24 protein-coding genes are annotated in these 23077 nt (G+C 69.5%); 18 read left to right on the plus strand and 6 right to left on the minus strand.

From position 1 onward, the window contains the following. Positions 1-290: 290 nt before the first annotated feature. From ABZ552_RS06555 to ABZ552_RS06615, 13 genes are all read left to right on the plus strand, one after another. Positions 291-2492 carry a bifunctional SulP family inorganic anion transporter/carbonic anhydrase gene (locus ABZ552_RS06555; RefSeq protein ID WP_281919540.1) on the plus strand — a complete coding sequence of 734 codons (2202 nt, stop codon included), beginning with the start codon at positions 291-293 and terminating at the stop codon, positions 2490-2492. A 100-nt stretch (positions 2493-2592) separates the two neighbouring features. Next, entirely contained in the window at positions 2593-3024 is a 432-nt protein-coding gene (locus ABZ552_RS06560; RefSeq protein WP_281878894.1) for a TIGR02611 family protein, read from the plus strand. Then, a complete protein-coding gene (locus ABZ552_RS06565) occupies positions 3021-3632 on the plus strand; it encodes a (2Fe-2S)-binding protein (protein ID WP_357435883.1) in 612 nt (203 codons plus the stop codon). Before ABZ552_RS06560 ends, ABZ552_RS06565 begins: the two co-directional genes overlap by 4 nt. A 244-nt stretch (positions 3633-3876) precedes the next feature. Further along, positions 3877-5940 (plus strand): threonine--tRNA ligase, encoded by a 2064-nt coding sequence (gene thrS / locus ABZ552_RS06570; protein WP_281878898.1) that lies wholly within the window; start codon positions 3877-3879, stop codon positions 5938-5940. Next, positions 5937-6536: an HIT domain-containing protein gene (locus tag ABZ552_RS06575; protein WP_281878900.1), complete on the plus strand. Its 600-nt coding sequence runs from the start codon at positions 5937-5939 to the stop codon at positions 6534-6536. Before thrS ends, ABZ552_RS06575 begins: the two co-directional genes overlap by 4 nt. Before the next feature lie 23 nt (positions 6537-6559). Continuing rightward, the gene (gene pgsA, locus ABZ552_RS06580) at positions 6560-7261 is read left to right on the plus strand and encodes a phosphatidylinositol phosphate synthase (RefSeq protein ID WP_357435885.1); all 702 of its coding nucleotides are present in this window, start codon (positions 6560-6562) and stop codon (positions 7259-7261) included. Positions 7262-7349: 88 nt separating this feature from the next. Further along, a complete protein-coding gene (locus tag ABZ552_RS06585) occupies positions 7350-8318 on the plus strand; it encodes a phosphatidylinositol mannoside acyltransferase (RefSeq protein ID WP_281917849.1) in 969 nt (322 codons plus the stop codon). Continuing rightward, complete coding sequence (locus ABZ552_RS06590) at positions 8315-9439, plus strand: glycosyltransferase family 4 protein (RefSeq protein WP_281878905.1); 1125 nt, start codon at positions 8315-8317, stop codon at positions 9437-9439. The genes ABZ552_RS06585 and ABZ552_RS06590 overlap by 4 nt, the downstream gene beginning before the upstream one ends. Further along, the gene (locus ABZ552_RS06595) at positions 9439-10482 is read left to right on the plus strand and encodes an NUDIX domain-containing protein (RefSeq protein WP_281919541.1); all 1044 of its coding nucleotides are present in this window, start codon (positions 9439-9441) and stop codon (positions 10480-10482) included. The genes ABZ552_RS06590 and ABZ552_RS06595 overlap by 1 nt, the downstream gene beginning before the upstream one ends. A gap of 446 nt (positions 10483-10928) precedes the next feature. Beyond that, the gene (pdxS, locus tag ABZ552_RS06600; RefSeq protein WP_357435887.1) at positions 10929-11831 is read left to right on the plus strand and encodes a pyridoxal 5'-phosphate synthase lyase subunit PdxS; all 903 of its coding nucleotides are present in this window, start codon (positions 10929-10931) and stop codon (positions 11829-11831) included. A gap of 24 nt (positions 11832-11855) precedes the next feature. After that, on the plus strand, positions 11856-12740 hold the full coding sequence (locus ABZ552_RS06605; protein WP_357435889.1) for a LysR substrate-binding domain-containing protein: 885 nt from the start codon (positions 11856-11858) through the stop codon (positions 12738-12740). 162 nt (positions 12741-12902) lie between these two features. Next, positions 12903-13397: a hypothetical protein gene (locus ABZ552_RS06610; protein WP_281878908.1), complete on the plus strand. Its 495-nt coding sequence runs from the start codon at positions 12903-12905 to the stop codon at positions 13395-13397. 138 nt (positions 13398-13535) lie between these two features. Then, positions 13536-14270, plus strand: coding sequence for an SDR family oxidoreductase (locus ABZ552_RS06615; protein ID WP_281917851.1), 735 nt, complete (start codon positions 13536-13538; stop codon positions 14268-14270). 97 nt (positions 14271-14367) lie between these two features. Here ABZ552_RS06615 and ABZ552_RS06620 read toward each other — a convergent pair whose 3' ends face one another. Next, positions 14368-14994 (minus strand): hypothetical protein, encoded by a 627-nt coding sequence (locus ABZ552_RS06620; protein WP_281917852.1) that lies wholly within the window; start codon positions 14992-14994, stop codon positions 14368-14370. A gap of 104 nt (positions 14995-15098) precedes the next feature. Between ABZ552_RS06620 and ABZ552_RS06625 the strand changes: the two genes are divergently transcribed. From ABZ552_RS06625 to ABZ552_RS06635, 3 genes are all read left to right on the plus strand, one after another. Further along, a complete protein-coding gene (locus ABZ552_RS06625; protein WP_281878914.1) occupies positions 15099-15920 on the plus strand; it encodes an acyl-CoA thioesterase II in 822 nt (273 codons plus the stop codon). A 77-nt stretch (positions 15921-15997) separates the two neighbouring features. Continuing rightward, on the plus strand, positions 15998-16648 hold the full coding sequence (gene pdxT / locus ABZ552_RS06630; protein ID WP_281878915.1) for a pyridoxal 5'-phosphate synthase glutaminase subunit PdxT: 651 nt from the start codon (positions 15998-16000) through the stop codon (positions 16646-16648). A gap of 161 nt (positions 16649-16809) precedes the next feature. After that, positions 16810-17562, plus strand: a complete 753-nt coding sequence (locus tag ABZ552_RS06635) for a YebC/PmpR family DNA-binding transcriptional regulator (RefSeq protein ID WP_357435892.1) — start codon at positions 16810-16812, stop codon at positions 17560-17562. Here ABZ552_RS06635 and ABZ552_RS06640 read toward each other — a convergent pair. From ABZ552_RS06640 to ABZ552_RS06655, 4 genes are all read right to left on the minus strand, one after another. Beyond that, positions 17559-18062: an SRPBCC family protein gene (locus tag ABZ552_RS06640; RefSeq protein WP_281878916.1), complete on the minus strand. Its 504-nt coding sequence runs from the start codon at positions 18060-18062 to the stop codon at positions 17559-17561. The genes ABZ552_RS06635 and ABZ552_RS06640 overlap by 4 nt on opposite strands. Positions 18063-18132: 70 nt before the next feature. Next, positions 18133-18489: a metalloregulator ArsR/SmtB family transcription factor gene (locus tag ABZ552_RS06645; RefSeq protein ID WP_159837959.1), complete on the minus strand. Its 357-nt coding sequence runs from the start codon at positions 18487-18489 to the stop codon at positions 18133-18135. Positions 18490-18597: 108 nt separating this feature from the next. Continuing rightward, positions 18598-18804 (minus strand): DUF5988 family protein, encoded by a 207-nt coding sequence (locus ABZ552_RS06650; RefSeq protein ID WP_195083639.1) that lies wholly within the window; start codon positions 18802-18804, stop codon positions 18598-18600. Between the two features lie 42 nt (positions 18805-18846). Further along, positions 18847-19782 (minus strand): NADP-dependent oxidoreductase, encoded by a 936-nt coding sequence (locus tag ABZ552_RS06655; RefSeq protein WP_281919542.1) that lies wholly within the window; start codon positions 19780-19782, stop codon positions 18847-18849. Between the two features lie 97 nt (positions 19783-19879). Between ABZ552_RS06655 and ABZ552_RS06660 the strand changes: the two genes are divergently transcribed. Further along, entirely contained in the window at positions 19880-20854 is a 975-nt protein-coding gene (locus tag ABZ552_RS06660) for a helix-turn-helix domain-containing protein (RefSeq protein ID WP_281917854.1), read from the plus strand. 16 nt (positions 20855-20870) lie between these two features. Here ABZ552_RS06660 and ABZ552_RS06665 read toward each other — a convergent pair whose 3' ends face one another. Continuing rightward, positions 20871-22301: an alpha/beta hydrolase-fold protein gene (locus tag ABZ552_RS06665; RefSeq protein WP_357435895.1), complete on the minus strand. Its 1431-nt coding sequence runs from the start codon at positions 22299-22301 to the stop codon at positions 20871-20873. 105 nt (positions 22302-22406) lie between these two features. Here ABZ552_RS06665 and ABZ552_RS06670 point away from each other — a divergent pair, with 105 nt between their 5' ends. Continuing rightward, the gene (locus tag ABZ552_RS06670) at positions 22407-22922 is read left to right on the plus strand and encodes an O-acetyl-ADP-ribose deacetylase (protein WP_281878924.1); all 516 of its coding nucleotides are present in this window, start codon (positions 22407-22409) and stop codon (positions 22920-22922) included. Positions 22923-23077: the final 155 nt, after the last annotated feature.

Raw genomic sequence — 23077 nt, forward strand, 5'->3', positions numbered from 1 at the left:
TGGGGATTGTGGAGTAGGTCACGGTGATGACGACGGCGGGACAGTGGGGAATGCCACACAATCGGCGAAGTTCTCAGGCTTTGCTAAGTCTTTACCAATACACTTGTACTCGTTTACATCTCGACTCATCGCTGTGTCGGGACTGCTTCACCGCGAGATGCCGGTTCGCGGTCTTGTGCCCTGCTGGACATGTTGATCGTCAACCGACCTCGGCGAATCAGCCGAGTCGGCGAAGGAGAGTCATGGCTATCGATCACGATTTAGCCCCGCCACCGTCAATGCCCGCACCCATGGGCTCGGGCCGCAGTTCCGGACCACTGTCCGATCGCTTCTCCGATATCCTCCGCCACGACGTGCCGTCCTCGATCGTGGTTTTCCTTGTCGCGCTGCCGCTTTCGCTAGGCATCGCGATCGCGTCCGGAGCCCCCGTCGCCGCCGGGCTCATCGCCGCCGTGATCGGCGGCATCGTCGTCGGCACGCTCGGCGGGTCGGTCCTCCAGGTGAGCGGCCCGGCCGCGGGCCTCACCGTGGTCGTCGCCGAGACGATCAATCAATTCGGTTGGCGCACGACGTGTTTCATCGTCTTCGCGGCCGGTGTACTGCAGATTCTGCTCGGGCTCAGCCGGGTGGCCAGGGCGGCGCTCGCCGTGGCGCCCGTGGTGGTGCACGCGATGCTGGCCGGTATCGGCATCACGATCGCGCTGCAACAGATCCATGTGCTGCTCGGCGGTTCCTCGCACAGCTCGGCCTGGCGCAACATCGTGCAACTGCCCGGTCAGCTGTTGTCCCTGCACGGGGGCGGCGCGCTGATCGGCGCGGTGGTGATCGCGATCATGGTCGGCTGGAAATACCTGCCCGCCCGGGTGCGCGCGGTGCCCGGCCCGCTGGTCGCGGTGCTCGTCGGCACGGTGTTGTCGCTGGTGCTGCCGCTCGATGCCGAGCGCATCGTGCTCAACGGCTCGCTGTTCGACGCCATCGGCCTGCCCGCTCTGCCGCGCGGCGACTGGTCCGGTCTGGTCCTGGCCATCCTCACCATCGCCCTGATCGCCAGCGTGGAAAGCCTGCTGTCCGCGGTCGCCGTGGACAAGATGCACTCGCGCAAGCGCACCGACTTCGACCGTGAGCTGATCGGCCAGGGCTCGGCGAACGTGCTGTCCGGCCTGCTCGGCGGCCTGCCGGTCACCGGCGTCATCGTGCGCAGCGCCACCAACGTGCAGGCGGGTGCGCACAGCCGCGCCTCCGCGGTGCTGCACGGCGTCTGGGTGCTGGTGTTCTCCGTGGCGCTGGTCTCCGTGGTGGAGCAGATCCCGAAGGCCGCGCTGGCCGGTCTGCTCATCGTGATCGGCACCCAGCTGGTCAAACTGGCCCACATCAAACTGGCCCGGCGCACCGGTGACCTGCTGGTCTACGCCGTGACGGTGCTCGGCGTGGTGTTCTTGAACCTGCTCGAGGGCGTACTGATCGGCCTCGGCCTGGCCTTCGGCCTGCTGCTGTGGCGGGTGGTCCGGGTGGCGGTCAAAGCCGAACAGGTTTCCGGTACGCAGCGCTGGGTGGTCACCATCGACGGCTCGGCCACCTTCCTCGCACTGCCGAAGCTCTCGGCGCAGTTCGCCATGATCCCCCCGGGAGCCGACGTCACGGTGGAGATGACCGTCGACTACCTCGATCACGCGGCGTTCGAGGCCATCGAGGAGTTCGCCCGCCAGCAGGTGAACAACGGAGGCAGCGTCGATTTCGTGGAGATCGGCGGGGCCAGGATGGCCCACGCCGGGGTGCAGCCGCCCGCGCGCAGCTTCGCGCGGGCGGTCTGGGACGAGATCCTCGGCCCCTGGCGGCGCGACGATCGGCACGCCAACCCGGTCGCGGCGGGCGTCGCGGCCTACCACCGCAGCCACGCGCACGTCGTCCGGCCGCATCTGGACGAGCTGCGTGATCAGCAGGATCCGGATTCGTTCTTCCTGACCTGCTCGGACTCGCGGATCGTGCCGAACATCATCACCAACAGCGGACCCGGCGACCTGTTCACCGTCCGCAACGTGGGCAACCTCGCGCCCGCCGAGGGCGACGCGTCGGTGGAGGCCGCGCTGGTGTTCGCGCTCGAACAGCTGAACGTCCGCTCCATCGTCGTCTGCGGGCATTCCTCCTGCGGTGCGATGAAGGCGCTGCACACCGGCGCCGAGGTGCCCGGTGTGGACCCCTGGCTCGCGCACGCGCGACCGAGCCTGGAGCGATTCCGCGCGGGCCATCCGGTCGCGGCCGCCGCGCGGGAGGCCGGTTTCGGCGAGGTCGATCAGCTGGCCATGGTGAACGTGGCGATGCAGCTCGAGGTATTGCACCGGCATCCGGCGGTGCGCAAGGCGGTGGCCGAGCGCGGCGTCACGGTGTCGGGCCTGTTCTTCGATATCGCCAGTGCCCGGGTGGTCGAGGTGACCGAGAACGGGATCGCGCACATCGATGACGCGGGCCACCAGCCCACTGCCGAACTCGTCTGATCGAGGCCGGACGAATGATCCCGCCCGGGTGGCGTGCCCGGGCGGGATCGCCGTATCCGGACAGGGTTCGGTATGCCGGACTGCTCGTACCCTGGGGAACGTGACCGCAGACCTGGAAACGAGCTCGGACGATCGGCCGACCCGCTGGCGCGCCTTCCGAGCGGGGCTCGAGCGACGACCTACGCTGTATCTCGGCTACCGGATCGTGGTCGCCGTCGTCGGCGTGGCCGTGCTCGCGGTCGGGGTGCTCGCGATCCCCTATCCCGGTCCCGGCTGGGCGATCGTGTTCGCCGGGCTCGGCATCCTCGCCACCGAATTCGCCTGGGCGCGAAAGGCGTTGGGCTGGCTGCGGGACCGGTACCGGCAATTGATGGACTGGTACTCCCGGCAGGGCCGGGCTGTGCAGGTGGCCGGGGCGGTCGGCACCGCCGCGTTGGTCGTGGCGACACTGTGGATATTGGGAACCTTCGGGCTCGTGGGTAGTTGGATCGGAGTCGAATGGGAATGGCTGCGCAGCCCCCTGCAACGGTGACCACCGTTCCGGGGCGCATGCTCACCCAACCGGAATGGCTGGCCGCGCGTATCGCGGAGATGGGCCGTTCCTGGGGCACCACATCGCTGCGCATCGCGGGCACGCTGTGGTGGTGCATGGTCGCCTCCGCCTTGGTGGAGCAGATCGCGCGGGCGTACGCGCACGACGAGGCCGCTCCCGAAGCCGCGCTGGAGCGACTGGACTGCGAAGTTCGCCCCGACGGTGGCATCGAGCGCGTGCGTATCCCGGCGGACGGTCAAGCGGCCGGCGGTGCGTCGGCCCTGCACGAGACGCTCGCGACCGTCATCCCACCGGTCGCCCGGGTGTCGGGTGCCGGTGTGCCCGCCTTGTGGGCGATCGTCGCCGACGCGATCGGCAACCGCGCGCTCGACGCGGGGTCCGCCGACGCGGGGGCACGGCTGGCCGCCGAGATCGGCGGCAAACTACCGGTTCCGCGCTTCGTCGAGATCGGCGGACGCACATTCGTGCGGCGCATCTCCTGCTGCCTGGTCTTCGAAGTTCCCGGCTGCGAGATGTGCACCAGCTGCCCGAAACGCCCCGCCGCCGAGCGAATCGCCCTGCTCGCGGGCCTCGCCGCCGAGAGCTGACGACCGGCCGGGTGACAGCCGATTTTCCCGCCGCGGCCGTGACTCACCCGGTACGCCCACGGCGCCGGTCCACTCGGCGGGGACTCGAACGCAAATCTCGCGCCACCCGACTCGTACGGCCTAAAACCCGGAGGGGCGGGCCTGCGCGGCGGGACAGTAGCATGGTCGCGCCGGACGAAGATGCGATCGGCCACCATCGAGCGGGCCCCGGCCCGCACCCGAGAACGCCAAGGAGAGCGCAGCCGTGACCACCTCAGCCGCCATCAGCCCAGTCGCCCTCGTCCGGGTGCCGGCCGGGACGACGGCGGGCGCCGCGGTGCGTGCGGCGGGACTGCCCACGAAGGGGCCGGACACCGTCGTCGTCGTCCGGGTGGACGGTGAACTCAAGGACCTGTCCTGGACCCCGGACGAGGACGTCGACGTGGAGCCGGTGGCGGCGAACACCCCCGACGGCCGCAACGTCATCCGGCACTCCGCCGCGCATGTCCTCGCCCAGGCGGTGCAGCAGGAGTTCCCCGGTGCCAAGCTGGGCATCGGCCCTTACATCAAGGACGGGTTCTACTACGACTTCCGTGTCGAGCGGCCGTTCACCCCGGAGGATCTGGCCAAGCTGGAATCCCGGATGAAGAAGATCGTCAAAGGCGCGCAGCGGTTCTCCCGCCGGGTGGTCGAGGTCGAGGAGGCCAGGGCCGAGCTGGCCGGGGAGCCGTTCAAACTGGAGCTGATCAGCGACAAGTCCGGCATCGATGACCCGGAGGTCATGGAGGTCGGCGGCAAAGAGCTGACCATCTACGACAACCTGGATCCGCGCACCGGCGAGAAGATCTGGGGCGATCTGTGCCGCGGTCCGCACATCCCGACCACCAAGTTCATCCCGGCCTTTAAACTGACCCGCAGCTCCGCGGCCTACTGGCGTGGTGACCAGAGCCGCGAGGACCTGCAGCGCGTCTACGGCACCGCGTGGGAATCGCAGGAGGCGCTCGACGAGCACCTGCACCTGCTCGCCGAAGCCGAACGCCGCGACCACCGCAAGCTCGGCCTGGAACTGGACTTGTTCAGCTTCCCCGACGAACTCGGTTCCGGCCTGCCGGTATTCCATCCCAAGGGCGGCATCATCCGCAAGGAACTCGAGGAGTACTCGCGCCGCAGGCACGTCGCGGCGGGCTACGAGTTCGTCAACACCCCGCACATCACCAAAGGGCATCTGTTCGAGGTCTCCGGCCACCTGGACTGGTACCGCGACGGCATGTTCCCGGCGATGCACCTGGACGCCGAGCTCAACGAGGACGGCACCGTCCGCAAGCCCGGCCAGGACTACTACGTCAAGCCGATGAACTGCCCGATGCACAACCTGATCTTCCGTGCCCGCGGCCGGTCGTACCGGGAGCTGCCGCTGCGGCTGTTCGAGTTCGGCTCGGTCTATCGGTACGAGAAGTCCGGCGTGGTGCACGGCCTGACCCGGGTGCGCGGCATGACGCAGGACGACGCGCACATCTACTGCACCAAAGAGCAGATGCACAGCGAACTCACCGACACGCTGCGGTTCGTGCTGGATCTGCTGAAGGACTACGGCCTCGACGACTTCTACCTCGAGCTGTCCACCAAGGACCCGAAGAAGTTCGTCGGTTCCGACGAGATCTGGGAGGAGGCCACCGAGACCCTGTCGAAGGTCGCCTCGGCCTCCGGTCTGGAACTGGTGCCCGATCCCGGCGGCGCCGCCTTCTACGGCCCGAAGATCTCCGTGCAGGCCAAGGACGCGCTCGGCCGCACCTGGCAGATGTCGACGATCCAGCTGGACTTCAACCTGCCCGAGCGCTTCGATCTGGAATACACCGCGTCCGACGGCACCAAGCAGCGGCCGGTCATGATCCACCGCGCGCTGTTCGGCTCGATCGAGCGCTTCTTCGGTGTGCTCACCGAGCACTACGCGGGCGCGTTCCCGGCCTGGCTGTCGCCGGTGCAGGTCGTGGGCATCCCGGTCGCGGAAGCCTTCGCGGCGCACCTGGACCGGGTGATCGAACGGTTGCAGGACGAGGGCGTGCGCGCGCAGGTGGATCGCAGCGACGACCGGATGCAGAAGAAGATCTTCAACAACACCGCCCAGAAGGTGCCGTTCATGCTGCTCGCCGGTGAGCGGGACGTGAACGCGAACGCCGTGAGCTTCCGCTTCCGCGACGGCACCCAGGTCAACGGCGTGCCGGTCGACGACGCGGTGGCCACCATCGTCGCGTGGATCGCCCATCGGGAGAACGCGTCGCCGACGGCCGAGGGGTTCCAGATCCGGTCGGCGAACAAGGGTGGGGCATGAGCGAGCGTACGGTGCCGGACGGGCTCGCGGATCTGGACGGTACCGCGGCCTCGGCCGAGCCGGGCAGCATCGTGGACGCCGGTGCCGGCGAACCGGATCGGCTGCTGCGACTGTGGACGCCGTATCGCATGTCCTACATCGCGGAGGCCGCCACCACCGCCAAGGATTCGACCGGCCACCCCTTCACCGACATCCCGAAGATGTCGGATGAGGACGGACTGGTCGTCGCCCGGGGCGAGCTGGTGTACGCCGTGCTCAACCTGTACCCGTACAACCCGGGGCACATGATGGTGGTGCCCTACCGCAAAGTGGCGAACCTGGAGGACCTCACCGAGGCGGAGAGCGCCGAACTGATGACCTTCACCCAGCAGGCGATCCGGGTGATGAAGAAGGTGTCCCGGCCGCACGGCTTCAACGTCGGGCTGAATCTCGGCGGGGTGGCCGGTGGATCGCTGGCCGATCACCTGCACCAGCACATCGTGCCGCGCTGGGGTGGCGACGCGAACTTCATCACCGTCATCGGCGGGGCGAAGGTCATGCCCCAACTGCTGCGGGAGACCAGGGCGCTGCTGTCGGCGGCCTGGAAGGAGGCGTAGATGAGCGACCGGGCGGAGCGGCCGTGCTGAGCTTCTTCGGCCGCGAGACGTTCGCCAAGGCGACGGCTCCGCTGGGCCGGGCGCTGGTCGGCACGGGACTCACCCCCGACGCCATGACGCTGATCGGCACGACCGCCTCCATCGTCGCCGCGGTCACGCTCTTCCCGACCGGACACCTGTTCTGGGGAACCATGGTGATCTGGTTGTTCGTCATGTTCGACATGCTCGACGGAGCCATGGCCAGGGCGCGCGGCGGCGGCACCAAATACGGCGCGGTGCTGGACGCCACGTGCGACCGGCTGGCCGACGGCGCCATCTTCGCCGGGCTGGCCTGGTGGGCGGTCTTCCACGAGCAGCACAAGCCGCTGTTCGCCGCGACGCTGGTCGTCCTGGTGACCTCGCAGGTGATCTCCTACGCCAAGGCGCGCGCCGAGGCCAGCGGGCTGTCCGCCGACGGCGGCATCATCGAGCGGCCGGACCGGCTGATCATCGTGCTGGTCGGCGCGGGGTTCACCGGGATCGGCGGCTACTGGGACATCGAGTGGCTCACCTACGCCGTGCACGTCGCCATATGGATCCTCGCGGTGCTCAGCATCGTCACCGTCGGTCAGCGGGTGCTGGCCGTGCGCAACTCGCCGGGGGCGCGCACGGTGATCCCGGCGGGGCAGCCGCAGAGCCCGAGCCCGAGCGCGGGCACCACCGGCACCACGGGACTTCCGTCGTGACCTCACCTGGGGCCGGACGCCGACCGATGCGCGGTGGCGTCCGGACAGTGGTGACGGCGAAGTGCGGATTCACGGCGCGGGAGTGTGCATGACAATCGGGGAGCGGTTCGGCGCCGCCGGTTACGCGGCGGGTTGGCGGCTGGTGCGTGCGCTGCCGGAGCCGACGGCCCGGCGACTGTTCGAGTGGGGCGCCGACCGGGTCGCCCGGCGGGCCAACCGGGAGTTCCACGCGGGCGGCGCGCCGAACCAGTTGCGGCGCAATCTGGCACGTGTGCTCGGCGTGCTTCCGGCGGACGTGCCGGACGACTTGATCAGCGCGAGCATGCGGTCCTACGCCCGGTACTGGCGGGAAGCGTTCCGGCTGCCCACGATGGACCATGCCGCGATCGACTACTACGTCGGCGGGCTGGAACATCTGGATGCCGCGCTCGCCGAGGGCCGGGGCGTGGTCTTGGTGCTCCCGCACTCCGGCAACTGGGACATGGCGGGCGTCTGGTTGGTGCAGCACTACGGCGGCCTCACCACCGTGGCCGAGCGGCTGAAGCCGGAATCGCTGTTCGAGCGGTTCGTCGCCTACCGGGAGAGCCTCGGCTTCGAGGTGTTCCCGCTGACCGGTGGCGAGCAACCGCCGTTCGGTCAGTTGGCGGCGCGCCTGCGGCAGAACAAGGTCGTGTGCCTGATGGGTGAACGCGACCTCACCGGCAAAGGCGTTCCCGTTCAATTCTTCGGTGAGCGCACCTGGATGCCCGCCGGCGCGGCGAAGCTGGCCATCGAGACCGGCGCGGCGCTGCTGCCGGTGCACGCGTGGTTCGAGGTCGATGCCGACGGCCGCGAGAACTGGGGCCTGAAAACCGAGGCGGCACTGGATGTTTCCGCAGGGGTGGCCGCGGCCACCCAGGCGCTGGCAGACCGCTTCGCAGCGAATATCGCCGAGCATCCCGCGGATTGGCACATGCTGCAACCATTGTGGGAGAGCGATCTCTCGCCCCAGCGGCGCGCCATGATCGCGGCCGCGCAGGCGAGCCTCGAGGTCGAGCAGGGAGACGTATCGCCATGAAGATCGGCATGGTCTGCCCCTATTCGTTCGACGTCCCCGGCGGGGTGCAGGCGCATGTGGTCGAACTGGCACGGGTGTTCCTCGAACGCGGGCACAAGGTGAGCGTTCTGGCGCCCGCGTCCGAGGGCACCCCGCTGCCGGAGTTCGTGGTGTCGGCGGGCCGAGCGGTGGCCATCCCGTACAACGGGTCGGTGGCCCGGCTGTCGTTCGGGCCCATGGCCTATGCCAGGATCCGCCGCTGGATCGACGGCAACGATTTCGACGTGCTGCACATCCACGAACCGAACGCGCCCAGTCTGTCCATGCTCGCGCTGAAGATCGCCGAGGGCCCCATCGTCGCGACCTTTCACACCTCGACGACGAAATCACTGGTGCTGAGCACTTTTCAGGGCGTACTGCGGCCGTACCACGAGAAGATCTCCGGCCGTATCGCGGTGTCGGAGCTGGCGCGCCGCTGGCAGGTCGAGGCGCTGGGCTCGGACGCGGTGGAGATCCCCAACGGTGTCGACGTCCCGGCGTTCGCCCGCGCGCCGATGCTGCCGGGCTATCCGCGCCCCGGTGGGACGGTGCTGTTCCTGGGACGCTACGACGAGCCGCGCAAGGGCATGGACGTGCTGCTCGGTGCGCTGCCCGAGCTGGTGGGCAGGCATCCCGACGTCGAAATCCTGATCGTGGGCCGCGGCGACGAGGACCGGCTGCGCCGCGAAGCGGGCACCTTGTCCGGTCACCTGCGTTTCCTCGGCCAGGTGTCCGACGAGGAGAAGGCTTCGGCGATGCGGAGCGCCGACGTGTACGTCGCGCCCAACTTGGGCGGGGAGAGCTTCGGCATCATCCTCATCGAGGCGATGGCGGCGGGCACCGCGGTCGTGGCCAGTGAGCTCGACGCCTTCCGCCGGGTGCTGCGGGACGGCACGGCGGGCATGCTGGTCCCGGTCGGCGACTCGGCGGCCTTGGCCGCCGCGCTGCACACCGTGCTCACCGACGACGTGCGCAGGGAAGCCCTGGTGCACACCGCGACGCAGGTGGTCGGCGAGTACGACTGGCCGGTGGTGGCCGAACAGATCCTGCGCGTCTACGAGACGGTGACCGTCGGCGACACCAGAGTGCGGGCTGCCGGATGATCACCTTCTCCGCGACGACCGTTCTCGTCCTCGCGCTGATCGCCGCGGTCGTGGTGGCGATCGGGTTGTGGGCGTATTCCACCGCCAACCGCCTGGACCGGCTGCACGTGCGCTCAGACCAGTCCTGGCAGGCACTCGACGCGGCGCTGGCCCGGCGGGCGGTGGTGGCCCGGTCGGTCGCCATGGCGATCGCGGGCCCGGTATCCGATGCGGCCATGGCGGAGCAGGCCAGACAGCTGTCGGCGCTCGCGGACCGGGCCGAGCGCACCGGTCGTGACGAACGCGAGACCGTGGAGAACCGGCTGTCTTCCGCGTTGTCGGCGGTCGACATCGGCACGCTGCGCCCCCAGTTGGTCGCCGAACTGGCCGACGCCGAAGCCCGGGTGCTGATCGCCCGCCGTTTCCACAACGACGCCGTGCGCGACACGCTGGCGCTGCGCACGCGCCGCTCGGTCCGCATCCTGCACCTCGGCGGTACCGCACCGCTGCCGTCCTACTTCGAGATCACCGAGCGCGCCACCCCTGCGGCGTCCACGGGCCTGGCGGTCGACACCATCCGCACCACCGCGCGGGTCGTGCTGTTCGACGAAAACGACCGGACGCTGCTGATGCGCGGCAACGACCCGAAGACGCCGGAGGTGTCGTTCTGGTTCACCGTCGGCGGCGGCGTGGAGCCGGGGGAGAGCCTGCGTTCGGCGGCGGTGCGGGAACTCTACGAGGAGACCGGATATCGCGCGGATCCGGCCGACCTGCGCGGCCCCATCTGGCGGCGGGTCGCGGTGTTTCCGTTCGACGGTGAGCTGATCCGCTCCGAGGAACTGTTCTTCGCGCTGCGCGGGCGGGCTTTCGAGCCGCACGCGGCGAACCGGACGCTGATCGAACGCCGCTCCATCACCGGGCACCGATGGTGCACCGCGGCGGACATCGTCGCGCTGGACCGCTCCGGCGAGACGGTCTACCCATATCACTTGGACGAACTGCTCGCCGAAGCCGCCGAGGCGGCGTCGGGAACCGCCGATCCGGAGGTCCGTTCCATCCGCTGACCGGCCGCACGACGGGGTGTGATGTGTTTCACGATCGTGATACCGTCGCGATGATTCGGGGCGCCGAAGGGTACTGCTGACAGGGACGCATGCCAGTTCGGTGTCGTGGTCCCGCTGACAGCGGGGCGTTCCTGCTCGGTTGTGGAGGTAGTTGGTTCATGTCGTACCTGCTGTTCGATTTCCTGTTGCCGCTGATCGGACCCGCGGCCGCGGAGTACTGGGCGACGTTGCTGGTGGTCGGCCCGCTGTGATCCAGCGCCCGGCGCAGGCCGGTGCGGCGCCGGGACGGCACGACAGCCGAGCCTTCCCGGCGTAGGGCGCCATAACCGAGATCACACCAGGCCAGTGCCCTCCAACTGGCTATCAAGTGGCCTTTTGCGGCCACCTAGAATCGTGGCGTTCGACCCCGAGTGATCGATTGGCGCACATGCCTGGAGGAGTTTGCCGTGACCACCCCTGAGACCAGCCAGACCGTCGGTACCGCCCGCGTCAAGCGCGGCATGGCCGAGATGCTCAAGGGTGGGGTGATCATGGATGTCGTCACGCCGGAGCAGGCCAAGATCGCCGAGGACGCCGGCGCGGTCGCGGTGATGGCGCTGGAGCGGGTGCCCGCCGACATCCGTGCCCAGGGCGGCGTGTCCCGGATGAGCGATCCGGACATGATCGACGGCATCATCTCGGCGGTGTCCATTCCGGTGATGGCGAAGGCCCGGATCGGCCACTTCGTGGAGGCGCAGATCCTGCAGAGCCTCGGTGTCGACTACATCGATGAGTCCGAGGTGCTCACCCCCGCCGACTACGCCAACCACATCGACAAGTGGAACTTCACCGTGCCGTTCGTCTGCGGCGCCACCAACCTCGGCGAGGCGCTGCGCCGGATCACCGAGGGCGCGGCCATGATTCGCTCCAAGGGCGAGGCCGGCACCGGTGACGTGTCCAACGCGACCACGCACATGCGCAAGATCCGGCAGGAGATCCGCCGGCTGTCGTCGCTGCCGGAGGACGAGCTGTTCGTCGCGGCCAAGGAGCTGCAGGCGCCCTACGAGCTGGTCCGCGAGATCGCCGAGACCGGCAAGCTGCCGGTCGTGCTGTTCACCGCAGGCGGCATCGCCACCCCCGCCGACGCCGCGATGATGATGCAGCTCGGCGCCGAGGGCGTGTTCGTGGGGTCGGGCATCTTCAAGTCCGGCAACCCGGCCCAGCGCGCCGCCGCCATCGTCAAGGCCACCACCTTCTACGACGATCCGGACGTCCTGGCCAAGGTGTCGCGCGGTCTCGGCGAGGCGATGGTCGGCATCAACGTCGAGGAGATCGCGCAGCCGCACCGCCTGGCCGAGCGCGGTTGGTGATTCCCGGCCGGTAGCGTCTGCCGCGTGGAGTTGCGGCAGCTGCGGTACTTCGTGGTTCTGGCGGAGGAGTTGCACTTCCGCCGGGCCGCGGAGCGATTGTTCATCTCGACGCCCACGCTCAGCCAGCAGATCAAGGTGCTGGAGCGGGAGCTGGGCGGCCCACTGCTGGTCCGGGAGCCGCGGGTGGAGCTGACGGCCGCGGGCGCGGTGCTGCTGCGCACCGGCAAGGACGTGCTGCGCGCGATGGACGACGCGGTCCGGCAGACCCGGCGCGCCGCCGTGGCAGGCGCCCCGGTGCTGCGCCTGGGACTGTTGAACGGCGTCCCGCCGTGGCTGCCCGCCCGCATCGACAGCCTGCTCACCGCCGCAGTGCCCGGCGGTCGCTTGGTGCTCACCGGTGGGACCACCGCCGATCAGGTGCGCTTCCTCGACGACGACGAAGTCGACCTTGCGCTCCTCCGCACCCCGGTCGAGCTGCCCGAACGCTTCGCGCAACGCGCGGTGGCCCGCGAGGAACTGGGCGTGGTCATGTCCGAGCGGCATCCGCTCGCGAGCGCGGCGCTGCTCGACCCGGCCGAGCTCAGTGGTCACGAGCTGATCTTGTTCGCGCGTGAATCCGCTGCGGGCCTCCATGATTCGCTGTTGCGCACGCTCGCGGGACACGGCGCCCGGGTACGGCTGAGCGACAGTGCGATGGGGCATGCGCAGATGCTCGCGGTGCTGCCGTCACGGCACGACGTGATCGGGCTCGGTTCGTCGCGCGTGAACGGCCTGCCCGGTCTGGTCTGGCGGCCGCTGCGCGGCGCGCCGCTACGGGTGACCTACGCGGTCGCCTGGCGCGCGGCGGTGCGCGATCCCGCCGTCGCGGCGCTGGTCGCCGCGCTGACGGGCGAACTGTCGGCGGAATAGGCCGCGCGGCCCGCTTCCGGTGCTAGGTTCAACTCTTACGGCGGCCGCAAGGTCGTCTCATGGTTCTCACAATCACGCTCAGTAGCTTCGCCATTCGATGGCCGTCCCGGCCATGTCGCGCCCTCCCACCGTCGGATCGATCCGAGCGCAAAGGACGAACAGTTGAAGCTTCTCAAGACCGGACGCATCGCAGCAGCGGGCCTGGCCCTCGTGGCCGCCCTGAGCCTCGCAGCCTGCGGCAGCGACGACAAGAGCGACTCGCCCAAGTCCACCCGCACGACAGCAGGCGCCTCGGCGACCGTGACCACGCCCGCCGCGCCCACCGCCGACGAGCTCAACGCCATGTTGCAGAAGGCGCTCGACCCCGCGGTGCCGAACGAGCAGAAACTCGACTCCGTGCAGGGCATCGAAGCCGATCCCGGCCTGCCCAACCGGTTGGCCGAAGCGTTCCGGCAGGCGAACGCCACGGCGGTGGTCACCGGAGTGACCGCCTTCGGCGACAGCGTCACCGCCCAGGCCAAGTTCACCATCAACGGGCAGGAGAACCAGGTCGACGTTCCGTTCGTGCTGGACGGCGGCAAGTGGAAGGTGCAGAAGACGTGGGCTTGCCAAGCGCTCGCCAACCTGAACCAGCAATCCCCGGCCTGCATTCCCTGACGGGTGGAAACGGGGCGGTGAGGCGCGCCGCCCCGTGCGCCCCGGATTCGTCCCCCGGCCTGCGGCGTTAGGCCCGGGCTAAGGCGTATTCGGCAGCGCGACATGGACACTCGGCCGCGGCGATGGTCGGCTGGAGCCATGACAGCAAGCAGGACATCACCCGAACGTGTCGTCGTCGTGGGCGGCGGCTCCGGCATGGGACTGGCGCTGGCGGCCGCGCTGATCGCCGAGGGTGCGGAGGTCACCATCGCAGGTCGTTCGGCCGAACGGCTGGCCGCGGCGGAGCGCACCCTGTCCGAGGGGCCGGGCACGGTGCGCTCGGCGGTCGCGGACATCACTCGCGAAGCGGACCTCGAGCGTTTGTTCGCCGAGCGGGAGCCGGTCGATCATGTCGTCACCACCGCCGCCGATGTCACCGGCGCCTATCGGCCACTGGCCGGGTTCGACCCCGACCTGGCTCGGAATCTGTTGTCGTCCAAGCTGATCGGCCCCACGCTGCTGGCCAAGCACGCCCGGGTGGTGCCCGGCGGTTCGGTGACCTTCACCTCCGGCGTCGCGGCCTATCGGCCGGCGCCGGGCGGCGCCATGGTGGCGGCCGTCAACGGCGCCCTCGCCTCACTGGCCTACGCCCTGGCCCTCGAACTCGGGCCCGTCCGGGTCAACGTGGTCTCACCAGGATGGGTCGACACCCCGATCTGGGACACCATCGCGGGGCCCGCGAAGACCGAACGTCACCAGCAGCTCGCCGCCCGCCTGCCCGTCGGTCGCATCGGCCGTCCCTCCGATATCGCGCAGGCGATGCTCGGGGTGATGCGCAATCCCTTCATCACCGGCACCGTCCTGCACGTGGACGGGGGACATCGGCTGGTGTGACCGATGCCGAGCAACATGTCGCTACGTTGCTATGCGCATTCGACTATCCGATCCGACGCTCATCGGATCGGGCGAGAACGGCAGAGACGGCACGAACCTAGTCCGCCTGGTTCTCGTCGACTCGAAGCGCCGGCCGATCGGGGTGGTCCCAGCGGACGAAGAAGGTCGGAGTGGAGGGGTTCTCGGCGTCGTGGCGCAGGAGGGCGGGAATCGTCCACCGTGCTTCGGGCGGGGTGCGGCGGCGGAGTGCGGCTTCGGACAGGTCCAGTCGAAGGGTCACGTCGGCGTCGAGGTGGCGGCCCGCGAGCATCGGCCCCGCGATGACGAGGGTGGTCGCGGGCAGCGCCGTCCGGATCGCGGCGCGCGCGGACCGGTCAGCGGCTTCGTCCCAGAGGGCGGGCAGCCACCGGCCGTGGCCGCGGAGCGCATCGATCACTTCGCGGCGCAGCGCGGCATAGTCGAACCAGGCGGTGCGATAGGACATCTCGTCGGTGCGCCCGAACTCCATGCGCAGTGAGGCGGGTCGTACGTAGTCGTGCAGGGAGACCATGTCGGCCGACCGGCCCGCGTCGCGCAGCGCCGCGACGATCCGCCGGGCGAGCGCCGCCGGATCGGCCGCGTCCGCGCCGTCGACGGCGATCACCGTGTGCGAGGTCGCGGTCAGGACAGGACGGGACACCCGCTCGACGAGGCTGTCGGGTGTGATGGGCAGAAAGCGTGGCACCGGTCCATCTCAGCAAAGTCGGGACGGCCGGGAGCGTGGGCGTTGCCGGTCGTTCACCGGCGGCCGACCGGCGAAGCCGCGAGCGGCCGGGATAATCTCAGCGCATGGCGACAATCGAAGAGGCGCTGGAGATAGAGCGGCTGGAGCGGGACATCTTCCGTGGCGCGTCCACCAAGACCCAGCTGCAGCGCACATTCGGCGGCCAGGTTGCCGGCCAGGCGCTCGTGTCCGCGGTGCGGACGGTGGAACCGCGATTCCAAGTGCACTCGCTGCACGGCTACTTCCTGCGGCCGGGCAATCCGCAAGAGCCCACGGTCTACCAGGTCGAGCGCATCCGCGACGGCCGGTCGTTCTGCACCCGCCGGGTCACCGGCATCCAGGAGGGCGCCGCGATCTTCACCATGTCGGCGTCGTTCCACGTCGGCGACCAGGGACCGGAGCACCAGGACGTCATGCCCGACGTCCCGATGCCGGACGATCTGCCCGACGCGAGCACCACGATGTCGCCCGAACGGCTGTGGGCGATGCGCGAATGGGAACACTGGGACATCCGCATGGTCCCGCAGGAGAACGTGTCCCGCCGCGACGGCGTGGTCTCCCAGCAGCAGGTGTGGTTCCGCTACCGGCACCTGCTGCCCGACGATCCGCTGCTGCACGTGTGCACCCTCGCCTACATGAGCGATATGACGCTGCTGGGTTCCTCCAAGGTCATCCATCCCGACGAGCCGACCCAGAACGCCTCGCTCGATCACGCGATGTGGTTCCTGCGGCCGTTCCGCGCCGACGAGTGGCTGCTCTACGACCAGTCGTCGCCATCCGCTGGATTCGGCCGGGGCCTGACCGGCGGCAAGATCTTCACCACGGAGGGCAAGCTGGTTGCCGCCGTGGTGCAGGAAGGCCTCATCCGAACGATGCGCGAGGACTGATCCGGGGCTGCGGTGAGGTGCGCGTGGCAGGCGACCGTGAGCGGGCCCACATCGGCAGGGCTCGTAAGCTTTCCGGCGTGAACGCTACCTCGGTCGCCGCACCCGCCGCCGACACCGGACCGGAGCAGTCCCGGCCCACCATCGGCGTGCTCGCGCTGCAAGGCGACGTCCGGGAGCATGTCGCCGCGCTCGGCCGCTGTGGCGCCGAGCCGGTGCTGGTCCGGCGCGATTCTGAACTCGCGGCCGTGGACGCGCTCGTGCTGCCCGGTGGCGAGTCGACCGCGATCAGCAAGTTGCTGCAGGCCTTCGAATTGCTGGAGCCGCTGCGCGCTCGACTGCGCGACGGCATGCCCGCTTTCGGTTCCTGCGCGGGCATGATCCTGCTCGCGTCGGAGGTGCTCGACACCCGCCCGGACGCCGAGCATCTGTCCGGCATCGACATGACGGTGCGGCGCAACGCTTTCGGCCGCCAGGTCGACTCGTTCGAAACCGATCTGCCGTTCGCCGGGCTGACCGGCGGCCCGGTGCGCGCGGTGTTCATCCGGGCGCCGTGGGTCGAGCGGGCCGGCGCGGGCGTCGAGGTCCTGGCCACGGTGCCGGCCGGCCCGGCCGCGGGCCGGATCGTCGCGGTCCGGCAGGGCAACGTGCTGGCCACGTCGTTCCATCCCGAAGTGACCGGCGATCTGCGGGTGCACCGGATGTTCGTGGAGATGGTCCGCTCGGCATGAGGGCGCGGGGTGATGACGTCCGCGCGGTGCGAGCGGGCGGATAGCCGGGGCCGCTGCGCACGGCCGTAGGGGCCGCCCGAGTAGGCTGGGGAAGTTGTCCGCCCGGCCGTGCCGGTACCGTACACAGACCAGACGTGCCACCGACCTGAAGGAAGTAGGGAATGAGCGGCCATTCCAAATGGGCCACCACCAAGCACAAGAAGGCTGCGATCGACGCGAAGCGCGGCAAGCTGTTCGCGAAGTTGATCAAGAACATCGAGGTGGCGGCCCGGACCGGTGGCGGTGACCCGGATGGCAATCCGACGCTGTACGACGCCATCCAGAAGGCGAAGAAGTCGTCGGTCCCCAACGACAACATCGAGCGGGCTCGCAAGCGCGGCGGTGGCGAGGAAGCCGGCGGCGCCGACTGGCAGACGATCATGTACGAGGGCTACGGGCCCAACGGTGTCGCCGTGCTGATCGAATGTCTCACCGACAACCGCAACCGCGCCGCGGGCGAGGTACGGGTCGCGATGACGCGCAACGGCGGCAATATGGCCGACCCGGGCTCGGTGGCCTACCTGTTCCATCGCAAGGGCGTCGTCACCCTGGAGAAGAACGGCCTGTCCGAGGACGATGTGTTGATGGCCGTGCTCGACGCGGGCGCCGAGGAGGTCAACGATCTCGGTGAGTCGTTCGAAATCATCAGCGAGCCAGGCGATCTGATCGCCGTGCGCACCGCGCTGCAGAGCGCCGGGATCGACTACGACTCCGCCGAGTCGGGTTTCCAGCCCTCGGTGTCGGTCGCGGTGGACGCCGACGGCGCCCGCAAGGTGATCAAACTCGTGGACGCCCTCGAGGACAGCGACGACGTGCAGAACGTCTACACCAACGTCGACATCCCGGACGAGGTGCTCGCGCAACTCGACGACTAGTCGACCAGGCGCGCGTAGTACTCCTGCATGGCGGGATAGTAGTGGGCGAAATCGGGGCGGTCGTTCTGTGCGCGGGCCGCCCCGAGCATATCCAGGTAGTACTCCCAGCCGGGGCCGACCTGTGGCAGCTGAGTGATCTCGGTGTCGCTGCGCAGGTGATGGGTGAACCGTAGTTCGGTGGTTCCCGCCGCTTCGCGCAGCGTCAGGCCCAGCTGCCAGTCACCGTGGTCGTCGATGGCGGAAACGGCGAGGCGATGCGGAGGTTCGCAGGCGTCGATGCGCAGTTGCATCCACGGCTGCTGGTCTTCGAAAACCATCTGCAGTTTGATCGTTCGTCCCGGTCCCGCCTCGCCTTCCCACGGTCCGAACCAGCGTGCGGTGCGGTCGGGTTCGGTGACGCTGGCCCAGACGTCTTCGATCGGTGCGCGGTAGGTGCGGATCAGCACCAGATCCCGGCCCGTGTCAGCGGGGAACAGTCGTCCGGTGGGGTGCTTGGTCATGGGTTGTCCTTTCTCGTGGGGGCGGAGCTCTGCGCGGTGACGCTCGGCAACCGCCTCCGGGCCGCACCGCTCAGGCGGTGCTCTGGATCGTGTCCTGGCCGCCGGAACGGCGCTCGCGTCTGGTCCGGTACACCTCGGTTTCGAGTGCGTCGAGGTGGTGTGCCCAGGTGGCCGGTTGCTGGAATCGCGCGAGCCACTCGGTGAGCGCCGCGAGCGGGCCGGTGTCGAGCACGTAGAAGCGTTCCCTGCCGACGAGTTCGTCGCGGACGAGCCCGCTTTCGCGCAGGACCCGCAGATGCCGGCTCACGGCGGGGCGGCTGATCGCGAAGTGCCCGGCGATCTCCCCGGCGGTGCGCCGGGTGCCGATCAGTAATTCCATGATCTCCCGGCGCACCGGATCGGCGATCGCGCCGGCTACCTCGTCCACGACAAAAGCGTAACCAGTTGGTTACGCTTTTGTCCAGGGGGCGAGTCGAATTCGGTCAGATTTGCGCGACCGGGGGCGGGTTGCCGCCCCCGAGCAGGTAAGGCCGGCTCACTCCGCGATCTTCGTGCGATCGCACCATTCGTACACGCGCAGCCGTCCCTCCGGGGTGTCCTGTTCCCGCTGGGTGACCTTGAAGTGCTCGTATCCGCCGCGGTACGGCACCTTCAGTTCCACTCCGGGTGGCGTGATCGGGACGATGCGCGCGGGCAGATCTTGCGGCCCGCCTTCGAGGACAGCTTTTGCACCAATGCTCATCCTCGGATGGTAGAAGCGCGAACGGCCTGATCGTGGCACATTTCAGGGCACGGTGAGTACCAATTTGCCGACGGTTCGCCCGGTGTCGCCCAGCGCGTGCGCTTCCGCCGCCCGCGACAGCGGGAACACTCCGGCGATCGCCGGACGCAGCGCCCCGGACTCGACCAGTCCGGCGAGGGCGAGCATGCCGGCGTGATCGTGCTCCACCAGCAGCCGGATCGCGCGGACGTCGAGGGCCTCCGCCGCGCTCGCGAGGTCGGCCGCGCCGAACGCCCGCAGTGTCACCAGCAGTCCGCCGGGGCGCAGCGTGCGCAGTGACCGGATGCTGTGGTCGTCGTCGATCGAGTCCAACACCACGTCGACGTCGCGGACCGTCTCGGTCACGTCGGTCGTGCGGTAGTCGATCACCTCGTCGGCGCCGATGCCGAGCAGGAAGGGGTGGTTGGGCGCGCTGGCCGTGCCGATGACGTATGCTCCGCGCGCTTTGGCGATCTGCACCGCGAAGTGGCCGACGCCGCCCGCGGCCGCGTGGATCAGCACGCGTTGGCCCGCTTCCAGGTGCGCGGTGTCGACGAGTGCCTGCCAGGCGGTGAGCGCGGCGAGCGGGATCGCCGCCGCCTGGGTGTGGTCCAGGGTGGCCGGTTTGCGGGCGAAGGCGCGGGCCGGGCCCGCGACGTATTCGGCGCAGGAGCCGTGACCGTGCGGATACGGGAGCATGCCGAACACCTCGTCGCCGGGACGGAAGAGGGTGACGCCGATGCCGATGGCCGCGACTTCGCCGGAGACGTCCCAGCCGAGGACGAACGGCGGCTCGGGCAGGAACAGTCCCGCGGTGGCGCGGTGGCGCCAATCGGTCGGATTGAGGCCTGCGGCGCGGACCCGGACCAGGATCTGGCCGGGGCCCGGAACTGGTTGCGGGAGCGTCACTTCGGTGAGTACCTCGGGTCCGCCGAGGGTCTGCTGGCTGATCGCGCGCATGGTCGCGGTGCTGTCGATATCGGTCACGGCTGTCAGCCTGCCGGGCGCGGGCGCGACAGGAAATGGCACGATTGCCATTCTTCGATATGATCGTGCCATGGTGGACTCGACTGCGCCTCATCGCGTGGTGGTGCTGGCATTGGACGGGGTCTACCCCTTCGAACTCGGTATCCCGAATCGAGTATTCGGCAGCGCTGCGGGCAGATACGACGTGATCACCTGCTCGGTCGACGGACGTCCGGTGCGCAGCGCCGCAGATTTCGACATCGCGGTGGCACACGACAGCGGGGCTCTGCGCAGCGCCGACACAGTCGTGCTGCCTGCGTGCGATATAAGCACCGCTCTCACCGGCACCTTGCCGCAACCGGTGCTCGACGCGTTCGCGCGGATCCGACCGGAGGCCAGGATCGTCGCCATCTGCACCGGCGCCTTCGTGGCCGCGGCCGCGGGACTGCTCGATGGTCGCCCGGCCACCACGCATTGGAATCAGGCCGGTCTGTTCCGGCGCACCTTCCCGCGCGTGCTCCTCGATCCCGACGTGCTCTACGTGGACGACGGGAACATCCTCACCTCGGCGGGCGCGGCGGCGGGGCTCGACTTGTGCCTGCACCTGGTGCGGCGCGATCACGGCAGTGCCGTGGCGAACGCGGTCGCGCGCCGCTGCGTCGTCCCGCCGTGGCGTGACGGGGGTCAGGCGCAGTACATCGAGCAGCCGGTGCCGCCTGTCACCTCGGCGGGGACCGCCGCGGCCAGGCAGTGGGCGCTGGAGAACCTGCACCAGTCGCTGACCGTCGAGGAATTGGCAGCGCGGGCTCGGATGAGCAAGCGCACCTTCGCCCGCCGCTTCCGCGACGAGGTGGGCATGAGCCCGGGCCGCTGGCTGATCCAGCAGCGCGTCTTCCGTGCCAGGCACCTGCTGGAAACCACAGACCTGACCGTCGATCGGATCGCGGGCGAGGTCGGCTTCGCCACCGGCACCTCGCTGCGCCAGCACCTGACCGAGGCGATCGGCGTGTCACCGCAGGCCTATCGCCGCACCTTCCGCGCGCGAGCCGCGGTGGCGGCGAGCTGAGCCCGCTGCCGGAGAGTCAGTTGGTGGCCGGAACGGGCAAACCGACGCGGCCGACGATCCACGGCAAGGACGCAACGAACGCGGCCGACGCGAATTGCCAGGTGTGTCCGCCCTCGGTGGTGTGGACGGTGCACTCGATGCCGACCGCGCGTCCCGCGGCGCAGAGTTTGTCGGCGGCGCCGACTTCACCGGTGTCGGGCACGTCGTCACGACCGCCGAGGCCCGCATGGTCGTCGTCGGGCGCCGGTTGGTTCGCGCGGCCGGAACGCTGTGCGGGGAGCAAGTCGTCGAACAGGCCCGCGACGCCGCTGTAGGGACCGTGCCTGGCCATGACGGTCAGCGGGTCGAACGCGGCCCACGCTTCGGCGTCGCCGCCGAAGAGACGAGCGATGCTCTGCTCCTTGGTACCGGAGGACGGGCCGAGATCGCCGGCGATGTCGACGAACGTGTGCAGCAGTTCGGGGTGCATGACCGCCAGGTCCACCGCACAGGTGCCGCCCATGGACCAGCCCACGACCGCCCAGCGCGCCGGATCGGCGGATGCCCCGAACTTCGCTTCGACGTAGGCGGGCACGTCCTCGGTCAGATGCGCGGCGGCGTCGCCGCGCGGCCCGTCGACGCATTCGGTGTCGTTGTTGAAACTTCCGCTGGAGTCGACGAAGACCAGGATCGGGGCGACGCCGGCGTTCGCCTTGGTGAAGCCGTCCAGCGTCGGCATGATCTGACCGCTGCGGATCCAGTCCGCCGGAGTGTTGAACTCGCCCCCGATCATCATCACGACCGGCAGGGCGGGCGGGGAGGGCCCGGCGAACCAGGCGGGCGGGAGGTAGACATATTCGGTGCGGTGCGGAAATCCGCTGCCGGCGTCCGGGATGCGCACCGGCACGAGCGCGCCGTCGGCGACGGCGGTGTCCCGCAAGGAGGGCAGCGCCGAGAGGTCGGTCTGATGCGGGAGCGGGCCCGCGGTGACCGCGCCCCACGCGGCCTGCAAGGTGGGGTAGTAACCGACCCACCGGTTCACCACCATTCCGGTGCTCACCAGCGTCAACGGGATGGCGAGGACCGCGATCCCGCGCCGCCACCAACGGGCGCCCCGCCAGCCGACTATCGCGATCGCGGCCGCCGCGGCGGTGCCGCCGACCCACGCCCACAGTTGGGCGGGCGCCGGGTCGGAGGCCAGACCCTCGTCGGCGACATACCACGCCGCGGCCAGCGCCGCGGCGACGCCGACCGCCACGCAAGCAGGCAGCTGGATCGACCACCACCGCCTGGCGCGGCGAGCGATCGCGATCAGCAGGAGCGCCACGGCGAGCAACTCGACGGTCGACGGCAGCCAGCCGTGCAGCAAGGAGATCCCGTGGTGAAACGCCTGCTGCTGGTGCGGCGCCGGACCCGCCGGAGAGACCTGCGGTGGAGCCGGAGTCGGGGGAGCGGCGAGTACTGGCACGTCCGGCAGTGTCGAGGACGTTCCTCGAGGCAGGCTGGGAATACGCTTCAGCGGTCCTGAGCGTCGGCCTTCGTTTGTCGGTGACGCGCGAGGCAGAATGCGAGCATGGTCGAACTGGTGCTGGTACGCGGCGACATCACCGAGCAGGAGGTCGACGCGGTGGTGAACGCGGCGAATTCGTCGCTGCTCGGCGGCGGGGGAGTCGACGGCGCGATCCACCGGCGCGGTGGCCCGGAAATCCTCGCGGAATGCCGCAAGCTGCGTGCGTCTCACTATGGTTCGGGTCTGCCGACCGGGGCCGCGGTCGCCACCACGGCCGGTCGACTGCCCGCGCGCTGGGTGATCCACACGGTCGGTCCCGTGTGGTCGGCCACGGAGGACCGCTCGGCTCTGCTGGCCTCGTGCTATCGAGAATCGCTGCGCGTCGCGGACGAATTGGGGGCGCGGACGGTCGCGTTCCCCGCGATCTCCACCGGCATCTTCGGCTGGCCGATGGAAGACGGCGCCCGGATCGCGGTCGACACGGTTCGCGCGACCCCTACGGCGGTGACCGAAGCGCGCTTCGTCCTCTTCGACGAACGTGCTCACGATGCGTTCGCGAGGCGGGTCTCCGGGCTCTAGGCCGAATGCGCCTCTTTCGCGCACCCATCGGTTCGTGTCGCCGGTGCCGAGGTGCGGGGCGGCCTGCCGAGGGGCGATCGACTGCCCGACATTGTGCCGCAGTAGCCAGGCGGGATCCCTACGGTGTCGGTTGGTAGTTCATGTCGGCACGCCGG

The sequence above is a fragment of the Nocardia sp. NPDC019219 genome (genome assembly GCF_040632645.1).
Taxonomy (GTDB): Bacteria; Actinomycetota; Actinomycetes; order Mycobacteriales; family Mycobacteriaceae; genus Nocardia; species Nocardia sputorum.

Coding starts and splice junctions, on each gene's coding strand:
- ABZ552_RS06585 (WP_281917849.1), top strand. CDS start 7,350: ATGACAATCGGGGAGCGGTTCGGCGCCGCCGGTTACGCGGCGGGTTGG.
- ABZ552_RS06660 (WP_281917854.1), top strand. CDS start 19,880: ATGGTGGACTCGACTGCGCCTCATCGCGTGGTGGTGCTGGCATTGGAC.
- ABZ552_RS06590 (WP_281878905.1), top strand. CDS start 8,315: ATGAAGATCGGCATGGTCTGCCCCTATTCGTTCGACGTCCCCGGCGGG.
- ABZ552_RS06635 (WP_357435892.1), top strand. CDS start 16,810: ATGAGCGGCCATTCCAAATGGGCCACCACCAAGCACAAGAAGGCTGCG.
- ABZ552_RS06655 (WP_281919542.1), bottom strand. CDS start 19,782: ATGCGCGCGATCAGCCAGCAGACCCTCGGCGGACCCGAGGTACTCACC.
- ABZ552_RS06615 (WP_281917851.1), top strand. CDS start 13,536: ATGACAGCAAGCAGGACATCACCCGAACGTGTCGTCGTCGTGGGCGGC.
- ABZ552_RS06625 (WP_281878914.1), top strand. CDS start 15,099: ATGGCGACAATCGAAGAGGCGCTGGAGATAGAGCGGCTGGAGCGGGAC.
- ABZ552_RS06650 (WP_195083639.1), bottom strand. CDS start 18,804: ATGAGCATTGGTGCAAAAGCTGTCCTCGAAGGCGGGCCGCAAGATCTG.
- ABZ552_RS06670 (WP_281878924.1), top strand. CDS start 22,407: ATGGTCGAACTGGTGCTGGTACGCGGCGACATCACCGAGCAGGAGGTC.
- ABZ552_RS06640 (WP_281878916.1), bottom strand. CDS start 18,062: ATGACCAAGCACCCCACCGGACGACTGTTCCCCGCTGACACGGGCCGG.
- ABZ552_RS06555 (WP_281919540.1), top strand. CDS start 291: ATGGGCTCGGGCCGCAGTTCCGGACCACTGTCCGATCGCTTCTCCGAT.
- ABZ552_RS06575 (WP_281878900.1), top strand. CDS start 5,937: ATGAGCGAGCGTACGGTGCCGGACGGGCTCGCGGATCTGGACGGTACC.